Below are 17,780 nucleotides of genomic sequence, written 5' to 3' on the forward strand. Positions count from 1 at the left end.
CGGACCGTTCTGGGCTACTTGTTCTGATAGGACTGTTCAACGACGAGACGCAAAATATTGCGCCTCTACAACCGGGTGCCCGTTCTTTTTAACCACCCGCGTAACGCAACCGTAACCTTCCCGCTACCGGCGGAAATAGTTATTTGCCGATATATTCCGTATCATCTCTCAGAAGCGTCGATTAGCGCTTCCAGTACCTTACTTCGGAAGGCCTCGTATTGCTACTAGCCTTCCTCATATCAACCCCGCCGCCTGCGAAAAAGACAACCACTGGCGGCTCTTATTTTCTGATGAAAAGAAAAGACGATTCCGCCGCCCCCCGCGCACCTCGCGCGAAGGCGGCCCGTGGCGAAGAAGCCACCGCTGCCGCATCGGTATCCAAAGACCTCGTGTTTCGGATCTTCCGCGACAACCCCACCAAAGTACTGGCCTACCGCCAGCTCTCCCGCCGCCTCGGTGTCACTACCAAGCAGCAGCGCGAGGAGATATTCGACCACCTCAAAGCCCTCAAGAAAGCGGGCTTGATTACCCTCCTCCAGAACGACGAGTACCGCCTCACAGACCCCGGCATCACCGAATTTGCCACCGCTCCGGCTAGCAGCCGGCGGGCCCGCAACCCCGAGAATACGCCGGTGCCTGCGCGCCGCAGTGGCCGCCCCATCGAAACGGAATTTGGCCAAGACCCCGTGGTGCACCGTCGTCGCGAGGCGGGTTTCGACTTCCCCGATGCCGACGAGCCAGACACGCGCCGCCGGCCCGGTCGGGAGCACGATGCCCAGACTATCACGGGTACCGTTTCCCTGGCCACCGATCAGTTTGCTTTCGTCATCAGTGAGGAGAGCGAAACCGATGTGCGCGTGTTCACCGACCGCCTGAAGTTTGCCATGCACGGCGACACCGTGCGCTTGCGCCTGCGTGGCTCCCGCGACGGCCGCCCCGTGGGCGACGTGGTGGAGGTAATAAATCGGGTGCGCCCCGAGGTAGTGGGCCGCCTGTTTGTGCAGGGCGGCATCGGCTTCGTGAAGCCCGATAGCCGCAAGCTCTACTTCGATGTATTCGTGCCCTTCGAGAACCTACACGGCGCCAACCACGGCGAGAAAGTGCTGGTGCGCATCACCGAGTTTCCGGAGGGTGGTGAAGGCCGCTCACCAGTTGGAGAAGTGGTGCGGAGCTTCGGACAGGCCGGCGAAAACGAGGCCGAGATCAACGCCATCATGGCCGAGTTCGGGCTCCCCTTCGAGTTCCCCACGGACGTAGAAGCCGAGTCCGAATCCATCTCCGACGTCATCCCGCAGAGCGAGATTGAGCGCCGCCGCGACTTCCGCGACGTGACCACGTTCACCATTGACCCCGCCGATGCCAAGGACTTCGACGATGCCCTGTCCATCCGGAAGCTGGAGAACGACCACTGGGAGATTGGCGTGCACATTGCCGACGTGACCCACTACGTGCGGCCCGGCACCGAGTTGGAGCGCGAAGCCAAGTACCGGGCTACCTCAGTGTACCTCGTAGACCGGGTGATTCCCATGCTGCCCGAACGCCTCTCCAACGGTCTCTGCTCCTTGCGCCCCAACGAGGACAAGCTGACTTTCTCAGCGGTGTTTGAGCTCGACGAAAACGGCAAGCTCTACAACTCCTGGTTCGGTAAAACCATCATTCACTCCGACCGTCGCTTCGCCTATGAAGAGGCCCAGGAGCGCATTGAAGGGTTGGACTCCGACTACACCGCCGAGATTCAGCTGATGAACAGCATCGCCAAGAAGCTGTGCGCGGCCCGCTTTAAGCAGGGCGCTATCAGCTTCGAAACGCAGGAGGTGAAGTTCAAGCTGGATGAAAATGGCAAGCCTCAGGGGGTGTATGTGAAGGAGCGCAAGGACGCCCATAAGATGATTGAGGAGTTCATGCTGCTGGCCAACCGTAAGGTGGCTGAGTTCGTGTTCAAGCTCAAGAACCGCAAGCCGCGCCTCACCATGGTGTACCGCGTGCACGAAGCCCCGGACCCCGACCGTTTGCAGAACTTCGCCCTCTTCGCAAAGAAGTTCGGCCACAACCTCGACCTCACCAACCCCAAAAAGCTGAGCACCGAGCTCAACGATTTGTCGGAGACGGTGATGGGCCGCCCGGAGCAGAACGTCATCCAGACGCTGGCCGTGCGCACCATGTCGAAGGCCATTTACACCACCGAGCCCCTAGGCCACTTCGGTCTGGCGTTCGAGCACTATTCGCACTTCACCTCACCCATCCGGCGCTACCCCGACATGATGGCGCACCGCCTCCTGGAGCACTATTTGGAGGGTGGCAAGAATGTGGAGGTCGGCCCCGTGGAAGAAGAGTGCAAGCACTCCTCCGAGCGGGAAAAATTAGCCGCCACCGCCGAGCGTGCCAGCATCAAATACAAGCAGGTAGAGTTCATGTCGGAGGTTATCGGCGAGACCTTCACCGGCGTGGTGTCGGGCCTTACGGAGCGTGGGCTGTACGTGGAAATCGAGGAGAACAAGTGCGAAGGCATGGTTCGCCTCAACGAAATTCCTGGCGACTTCTTCGAGCTGGACCGCGACAACTACCGCATCGTGGGCCGCAACACCAAGCGCATTATCCAGTTCGGTGACGAGATGCAGGTGGTGGTAAAAGCCGCCAACCTGCTCGACCGCACCATCGACTTTGAACTGGTAGACGAGCGCCCCGACCACGTGAAGCGTCGCGAGCAGGAGGACCGCCGCCAAGGCAGCAAGCCCCGCGGCTACCGCCCCGAGCGCAGCAGCGGAGGAGGCCGCCCCGGCGGCAAAGGCGGCAAGCGCCGCTAGGCCAGTACCAGCAAGTGGCCTAGGACAACCTGTCATTGCGAGGAGGCACGACGAAGCAACCGCAGGACAGCGTAGCTAATCCTTCCTTGATTGTGCGCAAACCATTGACCTATTCAAAAGCCCTTACTTCCACTTGGGAGGTAAGGGCTTTTCTTTTGTTTAAGGCTTCACATGCTGAAATCGAAGGCTTGTTTCGCTCGCAATGACAGTTTAAGCGGGCACGTTGTAGCCTGCCACCTGGCCTAGGCCACCCATCCATCCCAACCGACTCCTCCGTACCTTTCCCCTTCGAACCATATCCGTTTCTGTGGACCTGTCCCAACTCACCGACCGCCTCACTACTGGCCTAGGCCAGCTACGCTACGGCGAAGCGCCCGACGCGCTCTACGAGCCCATTCGCTACATCATGGCCCTCGGGGGCAAGCGCATCCGCCCTCTGCTCACGCTGCTAGGTGCCCATCTGTTTACCGATGACCTAGACCCCGTACTGAAGCCGGCTTTGGCTACCGAGGTCTTTCATAACTTCACCCTCCTCCACGACGACCTGATGGACCAGGCGCCCCTGCGCCGGGGCAAGGCCACCGTGCACGAGAAGTGGAACCCCAACGTGGCTATCCTGAGCGGCGACGTGATGCTGGTGCGGGCCTATGAGCTGTTCCTGGACGTGAAGCCCGAGCTACTGGCCTACGTGCTGCGCCGCTTCTCCCAAACCGCCGCTGAGGTCTGCGAAGGCCAGCAGTGGGATATGAGCTTCGAGACAGAAACGCAGGTCAGCATTGACCAGTATCTCGACATGATCCGCCTGAAAACGGCCGTGCTCCTGGGCTTTGCCCTGGAGCTGGGTGCCCTGCTCGGCGGCGCTTCCCGTGAGGATGCCGACCACCTCCGCCAGTTCGGGGTAGGGATTGGCGTGGCCTTCCAGCTGCGCGACGATCTGCTGGACGTGTACGGCGACGCCGCCACCTTCGGCAAGCGTGTGGGCGGCGACATCGTATCCGACAAAAAGACTTTCCTACTGCTCACTGCCCAGGCTCAGGCCACGCCGGCCCAGCAAGCCACGCTAGCCCACCACGTAGGCCAGCCCGTGATAGATGCCGATGCTAAGGTGCAGGCGGTGCGGGCAATCTACGATGAGCTCGGAATACGCCCTCAGACGGAAGCTCTCATCAATACCTACTTCCTAGATGCCTTGCAGCACTTGGAGCGCGTGGCGGCCTCCGCAGAGCGTAAAAAGCCCCTGCATCAGCTGGCCCTCCAACTCATGGACCGCGAGCAGTAGACATTCTCGGCCAGAAGCGGTTTCAGAAACCAGCTTCTGGCTCTCTTTTTCATCTCGCCTTTCTCTATGCTCAATCTTAGCCCCACGCTGGTACTGGTTGCCCTTACCTGCGGTATCTCCATGTATGCCTGGTCTAGCCAGGAACTGATGGACAGCTGGATTCTCAGCCCCTACGAAGTGCGCCGCCGCAATGAGTGGTACCGGTTCGTCACCTCTGGTTTCCTGCACGCCGACTTCGGTCACTTGCTCTTCAATATGCTGGCGTTTTACTCCTTCAGCCAGATTGTGGAACAGGTCTTTGTGAACTTCTTCGGCACCACTACCGGTATCCTGTATTTCCTGCTGCTCTATATCGGGGGCATCATCGTCTCCGATATTCCCACCTACCTCCGCCACCGCGACGACCCTGGCTACCGCAGTTTGGGCGCTTCGGGTGGAGTAGCATCGGTTATCTTCTCAGCCATACTGTTTGCCCCCACCAACAAGATTGGCATATTCCCTCTGCCTCCCAGCCTCGGCATACCGGGCTTCATCTTCGGCTTCTTGTACTTGGCCTATTCCTACTATATGGGTCGCCGCCGTGGCGACAACATTAACCACGATGCACACTTCTATGGCGCTCTGTATGGCTTAGTAGTGACCTTGATACTTATCCCTAAAGCTGGCCCATTTTTCTGGGATCAAATCAGAGGGTTTTTGAGTTAAGTGATTGATTATTAACAGTATAAACAAAAATATATCAATGGCTGAATATCTATTTGCCAGAATGCGCGTAAAGAGTGTCTGAAATCCCTTTTCACTTACTCTCTTCCATCATGAACAAGCTTGCTCCCTATATCAATCGACTTTCGTTTGCAGCACCTCTACTGGCACTGTCACTGATTGTGTCTTCTTGTAGCCGCCCTAATTTGTATAAGAACAATGGTGCAGTAAGCCTATTTGGCGTCATTTATTACATATTAGCCGCTCTGACCATTCTAGATATTTTCAAACAGCCTTGGGGCATAATTAAAAAGTTGATCTGGACGTTGGTTGTATTGGTACCCTTTGGACTGATATTGTATTATCTGATTTCAGGTAGAAATAAGAAATCTTAACAGGAAGTGTTCCTCTTTTGTAGAAGCAAAAAGGCCCGTCGCAGAAATGCGACGGGCCTTTTTGCTTCTATAAGCATGCTGGGAAATCTATTTACTTCCCACCAGCCGCTGCTTCTCAAGGCGGGCTACATTCTTGATCAGAGCTCCGGCATTGGCAATCTCGGTAGCCTGCCAATGGTCGCCGCGTTTCCGCATTTTCACTTCTACTACCAGCGTAGTATCGTACCGGGGCTGGCTTATCTCCAGCCCGATGCTAGCCTGTTCGCCTTCCTCCCGGGTGTACTTGATGCCCTTGAACTGGCTACCAGGTCCGGCTACTGTTCCTACCATACCCCCTAGCACAGACAAGTTCAAGGAGCCCATCGATTGAGCATTGAGTGGGGTTTCGATGGAGCCGGTCTCAATATAGCGCTGTATTTCCTTCCGGACGGCTTGCGTGAGCTGAGGTTTCAACAGCGGCAATGTTTGCTTAAAGGCGAAGCCACGAGGAATTACGTTGTCCAGTGTTTCGCTCTGATCAGCAACCTGATCAATCAGATTGCCCACTACGCTTTTGATATCTACATAGCGCTCAAACTCCGTCATGCTGTGCGTTTGAGTGGCCTTTGCAGCCTGCATCAGAGAATACGTAGGGCCGGCACTCAGGCTGCGGTAATAGAAGTAGCCACCTACAGCCAGGCTAAGTAGCAGCAAAAGAAGAATGATTCTTTTCATCAGGTAGGTAAAGGTGATGTAGCGAGTAAAAGTACCTCGATTTATAGGCTCTGCACGCCTTTGGGTGCGCTAGGCCAGTCTTTGCACGTATAGTTGGGAAATAAGTCCAACACACATGCCTCAGAACTCATTCCCCGCCATTCATGGCCACCGTGGCTGCCGTGGCCTACGCCCCGAAAATACGTTGCCTGCCTTCCGCCATGCCCTTGCCCTGGGCGTAGATGTGCTGGAGCTCGACGTAGTTGTTTCTGCAGATCGGCAAGTGGTAGTCTCCCACGAGCCGTGGTTTTCCGGTACTATTTGTCGTACTCCGGCGGGGTTACCTATAGAGTTGGCAACGGAGCGCCAGCACAACCTGTATGAGCTCCCGTACGACGTAATTCGGCAATATGACTGCGGCCTCACGCGCCACCCAGGCTTCCCTGAGCAGCACTCTGAACGTGCATACAAGCCCCTGCTGAGCGAGGTGTTTCAGGACGCTGAAAGCTATGCAGAATCACTGGGCCGCTCCCCCGTGGGGTACAGCATAGAAGTGAAAAGCTCAGTCCTTGGTGATGGAGTTTTTCACCCTGCCCCACCTGAGTTTCTTGCTTTGGTTCTGGCTGAGATTTCTGCTGCGGAGGTAGGGGAGAGGGTTACGCTTTTGAGCTTTGATAAACGCATTCTGCAGGTAGCCCGAGAGCTGTTTCCGCAACTGCCGCTGTGCCTCCTGGTGGAGGATGAGCGCCCCGCCGAAGAGCACCTGCAGGAGCTTGGTTTTTTACCCACGGTATATGGCATGCACCACCCGTTACTCACTTCACAGTTGGCCAAATTTCTCCGTGACCGAGGAGTAGCCAGCGTGCCCTGGACCGTGAATGAACTCACCGACATGCACCGCATTCTTACCCTTGAGCCGGCCGGTATAACCACCGACTACCCGGACCGTTTGCTTGCCTTGCGGCATTAGCTCAGCAGCTAGAACAGGGCACACTCAGTTCTTAGGTCACCCCTGATAAGAACACTACCAAGTTCATAAGGGAGAGCTACCACCTGCCCCTTCCTTTACTAAGCCTCTTTACGGCTGAAATGGCTTTTCTGAGCTATTTCAGCCGTTTTCTATTGTATCTGTTACACCTTCTGTACATGTTTTTCATTTGTGTATCGTTACATAGTGTTGTATGTAACATGCAATTAATGTATCATTTTTGCATTGTTACAGTGTTACACTTGTATATTGTTACGTAAAGGTGTTTGGTTGTTTGGAACACTTTTTACATATTTACACTACGAATAGTAACACCCTCCCTGAATGCCAAACCAAGGCGAAATCCTGCAAGAAGCTATTAAAAACAGCGGTATTTCCATCACTAGGATAGTGGAGGAGCTGGGTATTACACGTCCTACCATATACCGTAAATTCAAAGAAGATACACTTGATTACGCATTTGTAAAGCGAGTTGGTGATGTAATTGGTCACGATTTTTCTCAGGACTTTACATCGTTACAACAAGCTGCTTTGCCTTTTGTAACATCAGTTGTAACACCGTTCGCGTCTCACAGTGTATCATCAAAGAGTGTTACACCCCAAACGCCTGAAGTAGACTGCACAAAGCAACTTCTGGCCCTACAGGCTAAGTATATCTCCCTGCTAGAGGCCTACAATGAACTGCTGTTACGGGTGTATGGTCCTAAGTGACAAATTTGTTCCACGTGAAACATTTTTGTTCTTATCTAGGTAGCGGCCACGAAACATTGACAGCTGTAAAGGCTGCTTAGAAGAAGCTACAGTAAGGGTAGGTAACGCCCTGAAAGCGCACAGAGGTAATAGAGCGAGCATAAGAGTCTGCCCCTCAAATAGAGGTCGGTGACCAGCCCACAGCCAAGCAAAACACCACCCTTTATAAGCAGTAATAATGGCGTCGCAACTGGCCCCTGAATTTCGATCCGTCTCCTATTCCAGAGTCACGCTCACTGAGCTGATGATACCTTCCTATGCCAACTTTGGGGGTAAGATTCACGGCGGAATTCTTCTCTCCTTAATGGACAAAGTGGCCTACGCAGCAGCCTCCAAACATGCCGGAAATTACTGCGTGACAGTAAGCGTGGATGGAGTCAATTTCCTGCAGCCAGTAGAGGTGGGCGAGCTGGTTTCCTTGCTTGCTTCCGTGAACTATGTCGGGCGTACTTCGCTGCTCGTCGGCATCAAAGTAATAGCCGAAGATGTACGTACCGGACTGGTAAAGCATACCAACACATCTTACTTCACAATGGTGGCAAAAGACGATGCGGGTAAGCCCACGCTGGTACCAGGCCTACGCCTGGAAAATGAAGAAGACACGAGGCGCTTTCTAGAAGCCATAAAGCGCCGAGAGTTCAATGCCCAGTACCGGAAAGAGTTTGATAATGCCCGGACCGAACTAGCCGTTGATGGACAATTGCACCTGCTACAAGAGGAGCGATGCGAGATTGGGTATTAAGCTGAGTCTGTCTACTACTTTGCTCAGTCTGGAAGAGGGAATTGGGTAAGGCTATAGCAGGTGAAATGAATACTAAGCTGCTACACCAAAAAAGCCAATTGTAGATGCTGAGCTTACCCAGAGAACCGGAACTGCTGTCAAACGCCAAAAGACACCTGGGCAAGCAGCCCAAAGATATGAGCACGGATATGTGAGCCTATTAAAAAACAGCTAAGTGACCTAACGCGCAGAAAGGCGGAGGAAAGGTTGAGCGAGGCAGGCCTAGAGGAACACTACCTCTTTAATCACTTCCTCACCCACCTCCGCGTTGATGATTTCCAGAACGCGAGTCTTAGCCATAAAGAGCTCATGCTTTAGTGGAGCCGAGGATAGACGTACGAAGAGCTTGCCATGACTAACGTATACTTCCTGCGTCTTCATGGCAACGGCCTTGCCCATCACCCGCTCCCAGCTAGCTACCACTACTACCTCATTGAGCTTTCCCTGAAGCCGGTATGCTTTCAACAAAGCCTTAATACCATCCTTCAGCGGCACTATGTCCGACTGACGGGAATTTTCAGGTGAATAAGGTTTTTTAAAAGCCATTTTGGTATAATAACGCGCGAGAAAAAGCAACTAACCTAGGGCCAGCAAGCTCATGACAAAGATAGCCTGAAGGTGGCCTACAGTAGCGTTACCTTACCCGAATCAACACTAAAACGACGGATGTCATCAGAAAGGGAGGAGAGTATTCGGTCGGTGCGTTCGAGATGGGTATCGGTAAGAAAGATTTGCCCAAAGGTTTGATTCGCGACAAGCTGCATAAGCCGGGTTATGCGCTTTTCATCTAAGCGGTCAAAAATATCGTCAAGTAGGAGTAAAGGCTTGTGCTGCTTACGAGCAGCAAGTACTTCAAACTGGGCTAGCTTAAGCGCAATAGCGAACGACTTCTGTTGCCCCTGGGAGCCGTAGCCTTTCACGGCTAGGCCATCCATCAGAAAGGTAACATCGTCGCGGTGGGGGCCAAGAGTGGTGCGCTGTAGGGTAATATCCTTGCGCTCCTGAAGGCGGAGGAGCTTAAGAAAATCGGCACCGGGAAGCTCACTCTTATAGGTAAGCGTGACTACCTCGCGGGCATCAGCCAGCTGCTCATAATGGCGCTGAAACACGGGCTCAAACTCCTGAAGAAACACCTGCCGGCGCTGAGCTAACTGCTCACCTAATGGGGCCAACTGTTCGTCCAGTACTAATAGGTAGTCGCGGTCGTAGCCACCCTGCCGGTCGGCGGCCAGCTTAAGGAGGGAGTTGCGCTGCTTAAGAAGGTGCGAGTACTTAATCAGAACTTCCAGGTACTCGTGGTCGAGCTGGGAGATGAGACTATCAAAGTACTTGCGCCGTTCCTCACTGCCCTGCCGAATGAGGTCAGTATCGTACGGGGAGATAAGTACTACCGGGAAGCGCCCAATGTGGTCAGATATTCTATCGTAAGCCTGCTTGTCGTGCAGCACTGATTTCTTCTGACTGGTGCGCAGGCTGCACTGAATAATCTCGCCCTTGTCATCAGCTGAAAGTTTAAAACGGCCTCTCACCACAAAGAACTCTTCTCCTTGTTTTATGCTTTGTGCATCAGAAGATGTGAAGGCACTTTTAGTAAGCGATAGGTAATGGATGGCATCCAGCAGGTTAGTCTTGCCACTACCATTATCGCCTACAAAGCAATTGATGTGAGGGGAGAGTAAAAGGTTTGCCTCGTCGTAGTTCTTGAAGAACAATAAATGCAGGTTTTCTAGAATCATGCGCGGTTCGGAATTGCAATCCTTTTACGTACTTTCGCATCCCAAACGCGAACAACCGAGAGCAAGATGGCGGAGACGAAAGTAAAGGCTGCCTCCAAGGCTTCCAATTCGACGAAAAAATCGTCGACCCCTAAAGCTGCATCCTCTAAGGACACCAAAACGGTGAAGCAGCCCGATTCGGTATTGCCCCCAGCGAATGCTGAGGCAAAAGCCGCAACCGGCGCCCCCAAGGCTACCACGCCGGCTACCCCTGAGTTTCCGAAGGAGACTTACCTGCAGTGGTATGAGCAAATGCAGCTCATGCGCAAATTCGAAGAGAAGGCAGGTCAGCTCTACGGTCAGCAAAAGATCAAGGGCTTCTGCCACCTCTACATTGGCCAGGAGGCCTGCGTAGCGGGTGCCGTATCGGCCCTGACCAAAGATGACAAGTGGATTACGGCTTACCGTGACCACGCACATCCGCTGGCCCTGGGTACTTCTCCTAACGCTATTATGGCGGAGTTGTTTGCGAAAGCTACCGGTTGCTCAAAAGGCAAGGGTGGCTCTATGCACATCTTTGACAAAAACGTAAACTTCATCGGCGGCCACGGTATTGTGGGCGGCCAGGTTCCGCTGGGAGCTGGTATTGCCTTCGCTGAGAAGTACAACAAGACCGGCAACCTCTGCATTTGCTACATGGGTGATGGCGCCGTGCGTCAGGGTGCCCTGCACGAGGCTTTCAACATGGCTATGCTATGGAAGCTGCCCGTGATCTTCGTAGTAGAGAACAACGGTTACGCAATGGGTACCTCAGTGCAGCGTTCTTCCAACGTAACGGAACTCTACACCATGGGTGAGAGCTACGACATGCCATCGGAGCCAGTGAATGCCATGAACGTTGAGGACGTGCACAATGCTGTAGCTCGCGCTGCGGAGCGTGCTCGCGCTGGCGAAGGCCCTACGTTCTTGGAGTTCAAAACCTACCGCTACAAAGGCCACTCCATGAGTGACCCCGCTAAGTACCGCACCAAAGAGGAGCTGGAAGATTATCGTTCCCGCGACTCCATCGAGTCAGTACGCCACACCATCCTAACCAATAATATGGCTACGGAAGAGGAGCTGGCTGCTATCGATGAGAACATTAAAGCCCAGGTTCAGGAGTCAGTGGAGTTTGCAGAAACTTCCCCTTACCCTACCGCCGACGAGCTGTACAAAGACGTGTACGTGCAGCAGGACTATCCTTACATCCGCGACTAGTCAGCGGAAACTAACCAGCCTCACGTAGCTGCCTTTTTGAGCTAAACCCATGTCGAAGATTCCTTTTACGGGCAAGAGTCCCCAGGCTCGCCAGCAGCAGCAAGTAGTGTCCTCGGACCCCTTGCAGCCGGCCGAAGCCTATAACCCGGAGCATCCGCTCCTGGAAGACCCAGACGCGCTGGCTATTCGCCTGGCTGAGTCAGAGGACTTCCTGCGTCGTAATAAGAATGTATTGCTGGGCTTGGCTGCTGTGGTAATACTAGCCGTTGCGGGTGCCTTTGGGTACTACCTGTGGCGCTCATCTCAGGATGAAAAAGGGCAGGCTGCCATGTTCCGGGCTGTTAGCTATTGGGAGGCCGACTCACTGCAGAAGGCAATGAAAGGCGACGGCCGCAACTTGGGGCTGGAGCGCGTAGCTTCAGAGTACAGTGGTACGGCGGCAGGTAACCTAGCTAACTTCTACGCGGGCGTAGGTGCTCTCAAGGAAGGCAAGTACCAGCAAGCAGTAGATTACCTGGAGGACTTCAGTTCCGATGATTTGCTGGTGCAGGCTCGGGCATACGCCCTGCTCGGGGATGCTCACTTGGAGCTCAACCAGCCGAAGGAAGCCGCCGACTTCTATAGCAAAGCTGCTAACCACAATGCCAACGAGTACTTCTCGCCCGGCTACCTGCTGAAAGAGGCCATGGCCCGTGAGTTAACGAAGGACTACACCGGTGCGGTGACAGCTTACGACAAGATCTTAACTGACTACCCCACTGCTGCTGAAGCCAGCGAGGCAAAGCAATACAAAGCACGTGATGAGGCTATGGCTGGTAACTAGCTGTACCTCCTCATCAGGAACAGAAAAGGTGGCCTAGGCCACCTTTTCTGTTTATAAATAGCCTTCAAAAAAACAAAGCGAAGCTAAAATAGTAGGTAGGCAAACTACTACATACCTCCGGCGCACTGCTATACGCGCTAGGCCACCTCGTACCAAATACCAAAAACCACATGGCAACCGCACTAAAAAATCTCAGCGACTACACCTCCGATAACTTCATTGATATTTCTGACAAGCGCTTTGGATTAGTAGTAGCCGAGTGGAACCGCGAAATAACCGACACCTTAGCGCGCGGGGCGTATGAAACGCTACTTAAGCACGGAGCCAAGCCCGAGAATATCTTCCGCAATACGGTACCTGGCAGCTTTGAGCTTACCCTAGGAGCGCAACTGCTAGCCCAGCACGAGGAAATAGATGCGGTAATCTGTTTAGGTGTAGTAATCAAAGGGGAAACCAAGCACGATGATTATATCTGCCATGCTGTGGCCAGTGGCATCACTAACGTAGGACTGAAGTTTAACAAGCCCGTGATATTTGGATTAGTGACTACCAACACGTTAGAGCAGGCCTGGGACCGGGCAGGCGGAAAGCACGGCAACAAGGGGGTAGAAGGAGCAGTTGCCGCCATCCACATGCTCGGTTTTTAAGAGCTATTGCAGATAAGCAAACTGGCTTAGCTAAAGAAACTGGTGTCAGCTAGGCTAATCAAGCTGAAGTATAGCTCAATAAGCTACAAAACCGTAGCTTTGCGGCCAGAAATACTGCGCCGGAAGCCACTGCGAAACCTGGTAATCCTACAGCCTCAGAAAATCCTAAACTAATTTTCTGAGCATACTGTTGGGATGCATAACGAGTTGAGTTGCTCTCTAGCAGTAGTAGCTGCCAACTTTTTTTAATATCCCCCCCTTAATCTCCCTGCACCAACATGAGTGACGAATCCCTACGCTATTCCAGGGAAGAACTGGCCGAGTTTGAGCAAATCATTCAGGATAAGCTCACGGCTGCCCGCAAGGAAGTAGCGTTTATCAAAGAAACGCTGAGCCGCAAAAACGATTCAGGTACCGATAACACTGCTTCTTCCTCGAAAGTATTAGAAGATGGTGCGGATACAGCTGAGAAAGAAAGCCTGAACCAGCTGGCCTCGCGTCAGATGAAGTTCATCCAGCAGCTGGAAAATGCCTTGGTGCGCATCAAGAATGGTACCTATGGGGTTTGCATCGGTACTGGTAAACTGATTCCCAAAGAACGCCTGCGCGCTGTGCCCCACACGCAGCACTCAATTGAGGCTAAAATGGCCCGTCGCGACTAAACCCGCGATAGATGATATTTCTGCCCGGACCCACGGCCGGGGCTCTTGCCAGAGCCGCGCCGCTGGTCCGGGCACTGTTTTCTGCCGCCTGTGGTTTCCATGGTTCGGCAGCATTAATTGAATTTTCACTCGTACCGTAGCGATACGGAACACATGCTTTTACTCATGGGTAAGCAACACAACTCCGGCGAAACGCCAGGCCGCAGCGGCCGCTCAAGTTATCGTCCTTCGGGCAGCTCCAGCAGCCCTGAGGGCTTCCGCAAATCTGGTGGCGCGGGTCGCAACCGCGACGACCGCCCCACCGGCGGTAACCCACGCTTTGGCGACGCCCCCCGTGGCAACAGCTACGGCGGCCCCAAGAAATTTGGCAACAGTGGCTCTGGCTTTGGCGGGCCCAAGAAGTTTAACTCAACGGGAGGCAATGGGGGCTTTAACCGCGGCGGCGAAGGCCGGCCCAGCGGTGGCGGCTCTCGCCCATATGGTAACCGTGAGTACGGCAACGACCGCCCCCAACGGTCTTTTGACCGCGATGCCCCGCGCCGTTTTGATGACCGCCGCGAAGGTCGCTTTGAGCGTGATAATGACCGCCGTGATGAGCGGCCGGCCCGCGCCTATGAGCCCAAGGCTAACTGGCCTGGCCAGCCTTACCGCCAGGAAGGCAAGCCCACCGTACCCCGTGGCGGAGCTGGGGAGCGTAACCGCAAGTTTAACAAGAAAAGCCCCTTCGAGCAGGATGCCCCGCAGGCTGACCGCTTCCAGCCGCGTGAAGAGCCAGCGGCTCCTACCCGCGACTATGGCAGTGGCCCTGACCGGGAGATACGTCCTGCTCGTCCGTTCGATTTCCGTGGCCGCCCCGATGAGCTAGACTCGGAAGAGCGGGCACCCCGCCGCGAAGGCTTTGCTCCGCGGGAAGAGCGCTCGGAGCCGCGCCGCGAGGGCGGCTTTAGCCAGCGCCCTTACGGTGAGCGGAAAGAAGGTGGCTTTGGTGGTGGCAGCTTCGGAGAGAAGCGCACCGCCCGCCCCAGCAGCTTCAACGCTGACCGCCGCGATGAACGGCCCGCTAGGCCAGGTAGCTTCGGTGACCGGGACAACCGCGGGGCCGGTGAGAAGCGTTTCAACGACCGTCGGGAAGAACGCCCAGCCCGGCCTTATGGCGACCGTTCGGAGCGCACGACCAACAAGCGTACCGGCCGCGAGTTAGACTCGAACCAGGCTGGCAAGCGCAAGTGGGGAGAGGTAGCCGGCCAGGCTCCCGACTATAAGAATCTGAAGTTCTATGAGGAAGACAAAACCCGCGGCAACAAGCGCCGTCGGGAAGAGGACGACTCGCAGAATGATGAGACGCGCCTGAACCGCTACATCGCCAATGCAGGCATCTGCTCGCGCCGGGAAGCCGACTCGCTGATTGCAGCCGGTGAGATTAAAGTGAACGGAGAAGTAATAACCGAGATGGGTTACAAAGTGAAGCCCACCGATACGGTGCAGTATGGCAAGACCAACCTCAACCGTGAGAAATTGGTATACGTGCTGCTCAATAAGCCCAAAGACTTTATCACCACCACGGAGGATCCAGAAGGCCGCCGGACGGTGATGGAGCTGGTGGCAGGTGCTTCCAAAGAGCGTATTTTCCCCGTAGGCCGCCTTGACCGCAACACCACGGGCCTGATCCTCTTCACCAATGATGGTGAGGTGGCGCAGAAGCTTTCGCACCCATCGCACCGCAACAAGAAAATTTACCAGGTAGAGCTCGATAAGCCTTTGACCGAAGAGCACCTTGGGCAGATTGCTGCTGGCTTGGAGCTGGAAGATGGGAGAGTAGAGGTAGATGACGTAGCTGTAGTAGCCGGCAATCCACACTTCGTGGGCATTGAAATCCACATTGGCCGGAACCGCATTGTGCGCCGCATCTTTGAGCACTTAGGATACGATGTAGTTTCTCTGGACCGGGTGCAGTACGCTGGCCTGACCAAGAAAGACCTGCCCCGTGGTAAATGGCGCTTCCTTTCTGAGAAAGAAGTAATTCGTCTGAAGTATTTTATGTAAGCACGCAACCACCCGCTCAGCGGGTGGCTCTAAATGGTGAAGTTGTGAAGTATGGTAGGAGAGAAGTTGTAGTTCAGCCTGAACGCCACCTTTCTCCTGCCGTGCATCATAGCTTCACCATTTTTGTGAATTAGCCTAATCCAACCCACACCACTCCTCCTTGCGTACCTTTTCCCTAGATATTGGCAACACGGCTGTGAAGTATGGATGCTTCCAGGAGGATGTGCTGGTGGAAACGGCCACGCATCAAACGCCAGATCAGGTGCGGGCAGCACTTAAGCGTTTGCAGCCCGAACACGCCATTGTGGCCTCGGTGGCAGAACCTACTGCTGCTTGGGCAGCTGAGTTGCAAGCATTGCTACCTGGCCTAGCACTGGAGTTTCTCCCGGCTACCACCCCGCTTCCCATCCAGAATGGGTATGCCACGCCGCAGACGCTGGGCGCCGACCGGCTGGCGGCGGCCGTAGGCGCGGCGTGGCTGTTACCAGGCCGCAACGTGCTCATTGTGGATGCTGGCACCGCCATTAAGTGCGACTTAGTGGAAGCGGCGGGTATTTTCCGGGGTGGAAGCATCTCGCCGGGTTTGGCCATGCGGTTTCAGGCCTTGCACACGTTTACCGGCCGCCTGCCGTTAGTAGAGCGGCCCGCTGACCCTACATTACCTATTACCCTCACCGGCGACGACACTTTGTCGGCGATACGAAGCGGCGTGCTGAACGGCGCGGCGGCAGAAGTCAGGGGAATGGTGGAGGAATATCGAGCTCACTACCCGGGCCTGGCGGTGGTCTTGGCCGGGGGCGATGCGGCTTTTTTCCATGCCCGGCTGAAAGGCTCTATCTTTGTCATACCGGAGCTCGTGCTAATGGGGCTTCACCGAATTTTAGTACACCATGTCTCAACCTAATTTCGCCGGCCTCGCTGGTGGTCTTTCGCTGCTCGGCCTCCTGGCAGCTTCGTCGGTACACGGGCAGGGCCTCGGGAACTCGCCGTATTCACGCCTCGGCCTCGGCGATGCGAACAGCAACCTGGGCGGCGTCCGGCAGCTGAGCATGGGCGGAGTAGGTATTGCCGCTCCCAACAATGTTAACGTCAACGAGCTAAACCCAGCCCTGCTGTTCTATACTTCTCGTACTACGTTTGAGGCAGGCTACTCGGCTCAGGTAAAAACCCTGCGCAACGCAGTTAGCTCCCAGCGAACAGGCTCTGCCAACTTAGGCTACCTGGCATTATCACTACCAATTAACAGCCGGTGGGCTGGTGCTGTAGGCCTCAAACCCTACAGCACCGTTGATTACGAATCGAACACTACGGCCACGGTAGAGGGTGAGCCGACTGCATTAGCGCAGAACCAGTACAAGGGCAGCGGTGGCCTGGCAGAAGCATATACCAGCCACGCGGTTAAGATTGCCAAGGGGCTTACCCTGGGGGCCTCAGCAGGCTATGTTTTTGGCAGCATTGATCAGCAGGCAGGCACCGTAATCCTTAGCTCAACTTCTACTACCTCAAACACCGACCGCAACATTTATCTGCAGCATGTGCATTACTCCGACTTTACGTTTCGGGGGGCGGCGCACTACCGGGGCAAGATTACGGATAAAGTGAATTTCAACTTAGGTGGGGTATATAGCTTCCAGTCTAACATCGATGGCGAGCGGACTATTTCGCTGAACCGTGAGACCATAGAAGGAGTGGCGGTTTCTTCGCTGCAGGTTGAGACCGAAAAGAAGGGCAAAGCTACCGTGCCTGCTCTAACGCAGGTAGGCATCAGCCTCGACAACAACAAAAATTGGAGCGTGAACCTCGATGGCTCACGGCAGGAGTGGTCGAAGTTCCGGGCCTTCAACGAGGCCGGCGGCTCTTCGGGCGTGCTGCTCAGCGACACCTACCGGGTAGGCCTGGGCGGTGAGCTAACCCCCGATGCCACCGCGGTAGACAATTACTTTAGCCGGGTAACCTACCGCATGGGCCTGAACATGGCTCAACTGCCTTACCGGCCCGGTGGCAAAACACTCTATGATCGTTCCGTGAGCTGGGGGTTTGCCTTACCGCTGCCTACTGCCACTCCGCTTGAGGCTACAACTATCAGTCTGGGCTTCCAGTATGGGCAGCGCGGCAACACCGACTCTCGTACGCTGGCCGATGGCAACGTAGAGCGTAACGTAAAGGAAAACTACGTGAAGATGCAGTTGGGCGTAACGCTCAACAACCGCTGGTTCCTGAAGCGCAAGATTGAGTAACCGA

The 17,780-nt window shown here is 54.9% G+C and carries 17 protein-coding genes; 14 read left to right on the top strand and 3 right to left on the bottom strand.

Annotated features, from left to right (window positions below):
- The first annotated feature begins 290 nt into the window (after positions 1–290).
- From rnr to HMJ29_RS07600, 4 genes are all read left to right on the top strand, one after another.
- Positions 291–2,804, top strand: a complete 2,514-nt coding sequence (rnr, locus tag HMJ29_RS07585) for a ribonuclease R (RefSeq protein WP_171590916.1) — start codon at positions 291–293, stop codon at positions 2,802–2,804.
- Between the two features lie 307 nt (positions 2,805–3,111).
- The gene (locus HMJ29_RS07590; protein ID WP_171590917.1) at positions 3,112–4,083 is read left to right on the top strand and encodes a polyprenyl synthetase family protein; all 972 of its coding nucleotides are present in this window, start codon (positions 3,112–3,114) and stop codon (positions 4,081–4,083) included.
- 66 nt (positions 4,084–4,149) lie between these two features.
- A complete protein-coding gene (locus HMJ29_RS07595) occupies positions 4,150–4,788 on the top strand; it encodes a rhomboid family intramembrane serine protease (protein ID WP_171590918.1) in 639 nt (212 codons plus the stop codon).
- 110 nt (positions 4,789–4,898) lie between these two features.
- Positions 4,899–5,180 carry a hypothetical protein gene (locus HMJ29_RS07600; RefSeq protein WP_171590919.1) on the top strand — a complete coding sequence of 94 codons (282 nt, stop codon included), beginning with the start codon at positions 4,899–4,901 and terminating at the stop codon, positions 5,178–5,180.
- A gap of 87 nt (positions 5,181–5,267) precedes the next feature.
- On the opposite strand, the gene HMJ29_RS07605 is transcribed toward HMJ29_RS07600, so the two are convergent.
- Positions 5,268–5,894, bottom strand: coding sequence for a hypothetical protein (locus tag HMJ29_RS07605; RefSeq protein ID WP_171590920.1), 627 nt, complete (start codon positions 5,892–5,894; stop codon positions 5,268–5,270).
- A 115-nt stretch (positions 5,895–6,009) separates the two neighbouring features.
- Between HMJ29_RS07605 and HMJ29_RS07610 the strand changes: the two genes are divergently transcribed.
- The 3 genes from HMJ29_RS07610 (at position 6,010) to HMJ29_RS07620 (ending at position 8,353) form a co-directional block, all read left to right on the top strand.
- Positions 6,010–6,843, top strand: a complete 834-nt coding sequence (locus HMJ29_RS07610) for a glycerophosphodiester phosphodiesterase family protein (protein ID WP_171590921.1) — start codon at positions 6,010–6,012, stop codon at positions 6,841–6,843.
- 342 nt (positions 6,844–7,185) lie between these two features.
- A complete protein-coding gene (locus HMJ29_RS07615) occupies positions 7,186–7,572 on the top strand; it encodes a helix-turn-helix domain-containing protein (RefSeq protein WP_171590922.1) in 387 nt (128 codons plus the stop codon).
- 283 nt (positions 7,573–7,855) lie between these two features.
- The gene (locus HMJ29_RS07620) at positions 7,856–8,353 is read left to right on the top strand and encodes an acyl-CoA thioesterase (RefSeq protein WP_216634099.1); all 498 of its coding nucleotides are present in this window, start codon (positions 7,856–7,858) and stop codon (positions 8,351–8,353) included.
- 261 nt (positions 8,354–8,614) lie between these two features.
- On the opposite strand, the gene HMJ29_RS07625 is transcribed toward HMJ29_RS07620, so the two are convergent.
- Positions 8,615–8,938, bottom strand: coding sequence for a DciA family protein (locus tag HMJ29_RS07625; RefSeq protein WP_171590924.1), 324 nt, complete (start codon positions 8,936–8,938; stop codon positions 8,615–8,617).
- A gap of 77 nt (positions 8,939–9,015) precedes the next feature.
- Positions 9,016–10,128: a DNA replication/repair protein RecF gene (recF, locus tag HMJ29_RS07630; RefSeq protein ID WP_171590925.1), complete on the bottom strand. Its 1,113-nt coding sequence runs from the start codon at positions 10,126–10,128 to the stop codon at positions 9,016–9,018.
- A gap of 66 nt (positions 10,129–10,194) precedes the next feature.
- Between recF and pdhA the strand changes: the two genes are divergently transcribed.
- From pdhA to bamG, 7 genes are all read left to right on the top strand, one after another.
- Positions 10,195–11,364, top strand: a complete 1,170-nt coding sequence (gene pdhA, locus HMJ29_RS07635; protein ID WP_171590926.1) for a pyruvate dehydrogenase (acetyl-transferring) E1 component subunit alpha — start codon at positions 10,195–10,197, stop codon at positions 11,362–11,364.
- 49 nt (positions 11,365–11,413) lie between these two features.
- A complete protein-coding gene (locus HMJ29_RS07640) occupies positions 11,414–12,187 on the top strand; it encodes a tetratricopeptide repeat protein (protein WP_171590927.1) in 774 nt (257 codons plus the stop codon).
- A 170-nt stretch (positions 12,188–12,357) separates the two neighbouring features.
- The gene (ribH, locus tag HMJ29_RS07645) at positions 12,358–12,834 is read left to right on the top strand and encodes a 6,7-dimethyl-8-ribityllumazine synthase (RefSeq protein WP_171590928.1); all 477 of its coding nucleotides are present in this window, start codon (positions 12,358–12,360) and stop codon (positions 12,832–12,834) included.
- A 278-nt stretch (positions 12,835–13,112) separates the two neighbouring features.
- Entirely contained in the window at positions 13,113–13,496 is a 384-nt protein-coding gene (locus HMJ29_RS07650; RefSeq protein WP_135429831.1) for a TraR/DksA family transcriptional regulator, read from the top strand.
- Positions 13,497–13,661: 165 nt separating this feature from the next.
- Positions 13,662–15,539 (top strand): pseudouridine synthase, encoded by a 1,878-nt coding sequence (locus HMJ29_RS07655; protein WP_171590929.1) that lies wholly within the window; start codon positions 13,662–13,664, stop codon positions 15,537–15,539.
- Positions 15,540–15,699: 160 nt separating this feature from the next.
- Positions 15,700–16,443 (top strand): type III pantothenate kinase, encoded by a 744-nt coding sequence (locus HMJ29_RS07660; RefSeq protein WP_171590930.1) that lies wholly within the window; start codon positions 15,700–15,702, stop codon positions 16,441–16,443.
- Positions 16,430–17,776, top strand: coding sequence for a BamG family beta-barrel-assembly machinery protein (gene bamG / locus HMJ29_RS07665; protein WP_171590931.1), 1,347 nt, complete (start codon positions 16,430–16,432; stop codon positions 17,774–17,776). The genes HMJ29_RS07660 and bamG overlap by 14 nt, the downstream gene beginning before the upstream one ends.
- Positions 17,777–17,780 lie beyond the last annotated feature (4 nt).

The sequence above is a fragment of the Hymenobacter taeanensis genome, from assembly GCF_013137895.1.
GTDB lineage: Bacteria > Bacteroidota > Bacteroidia > Cytophagales > Hymenobacteraceae > Hymenobacter > Hymenobacter taeanensis.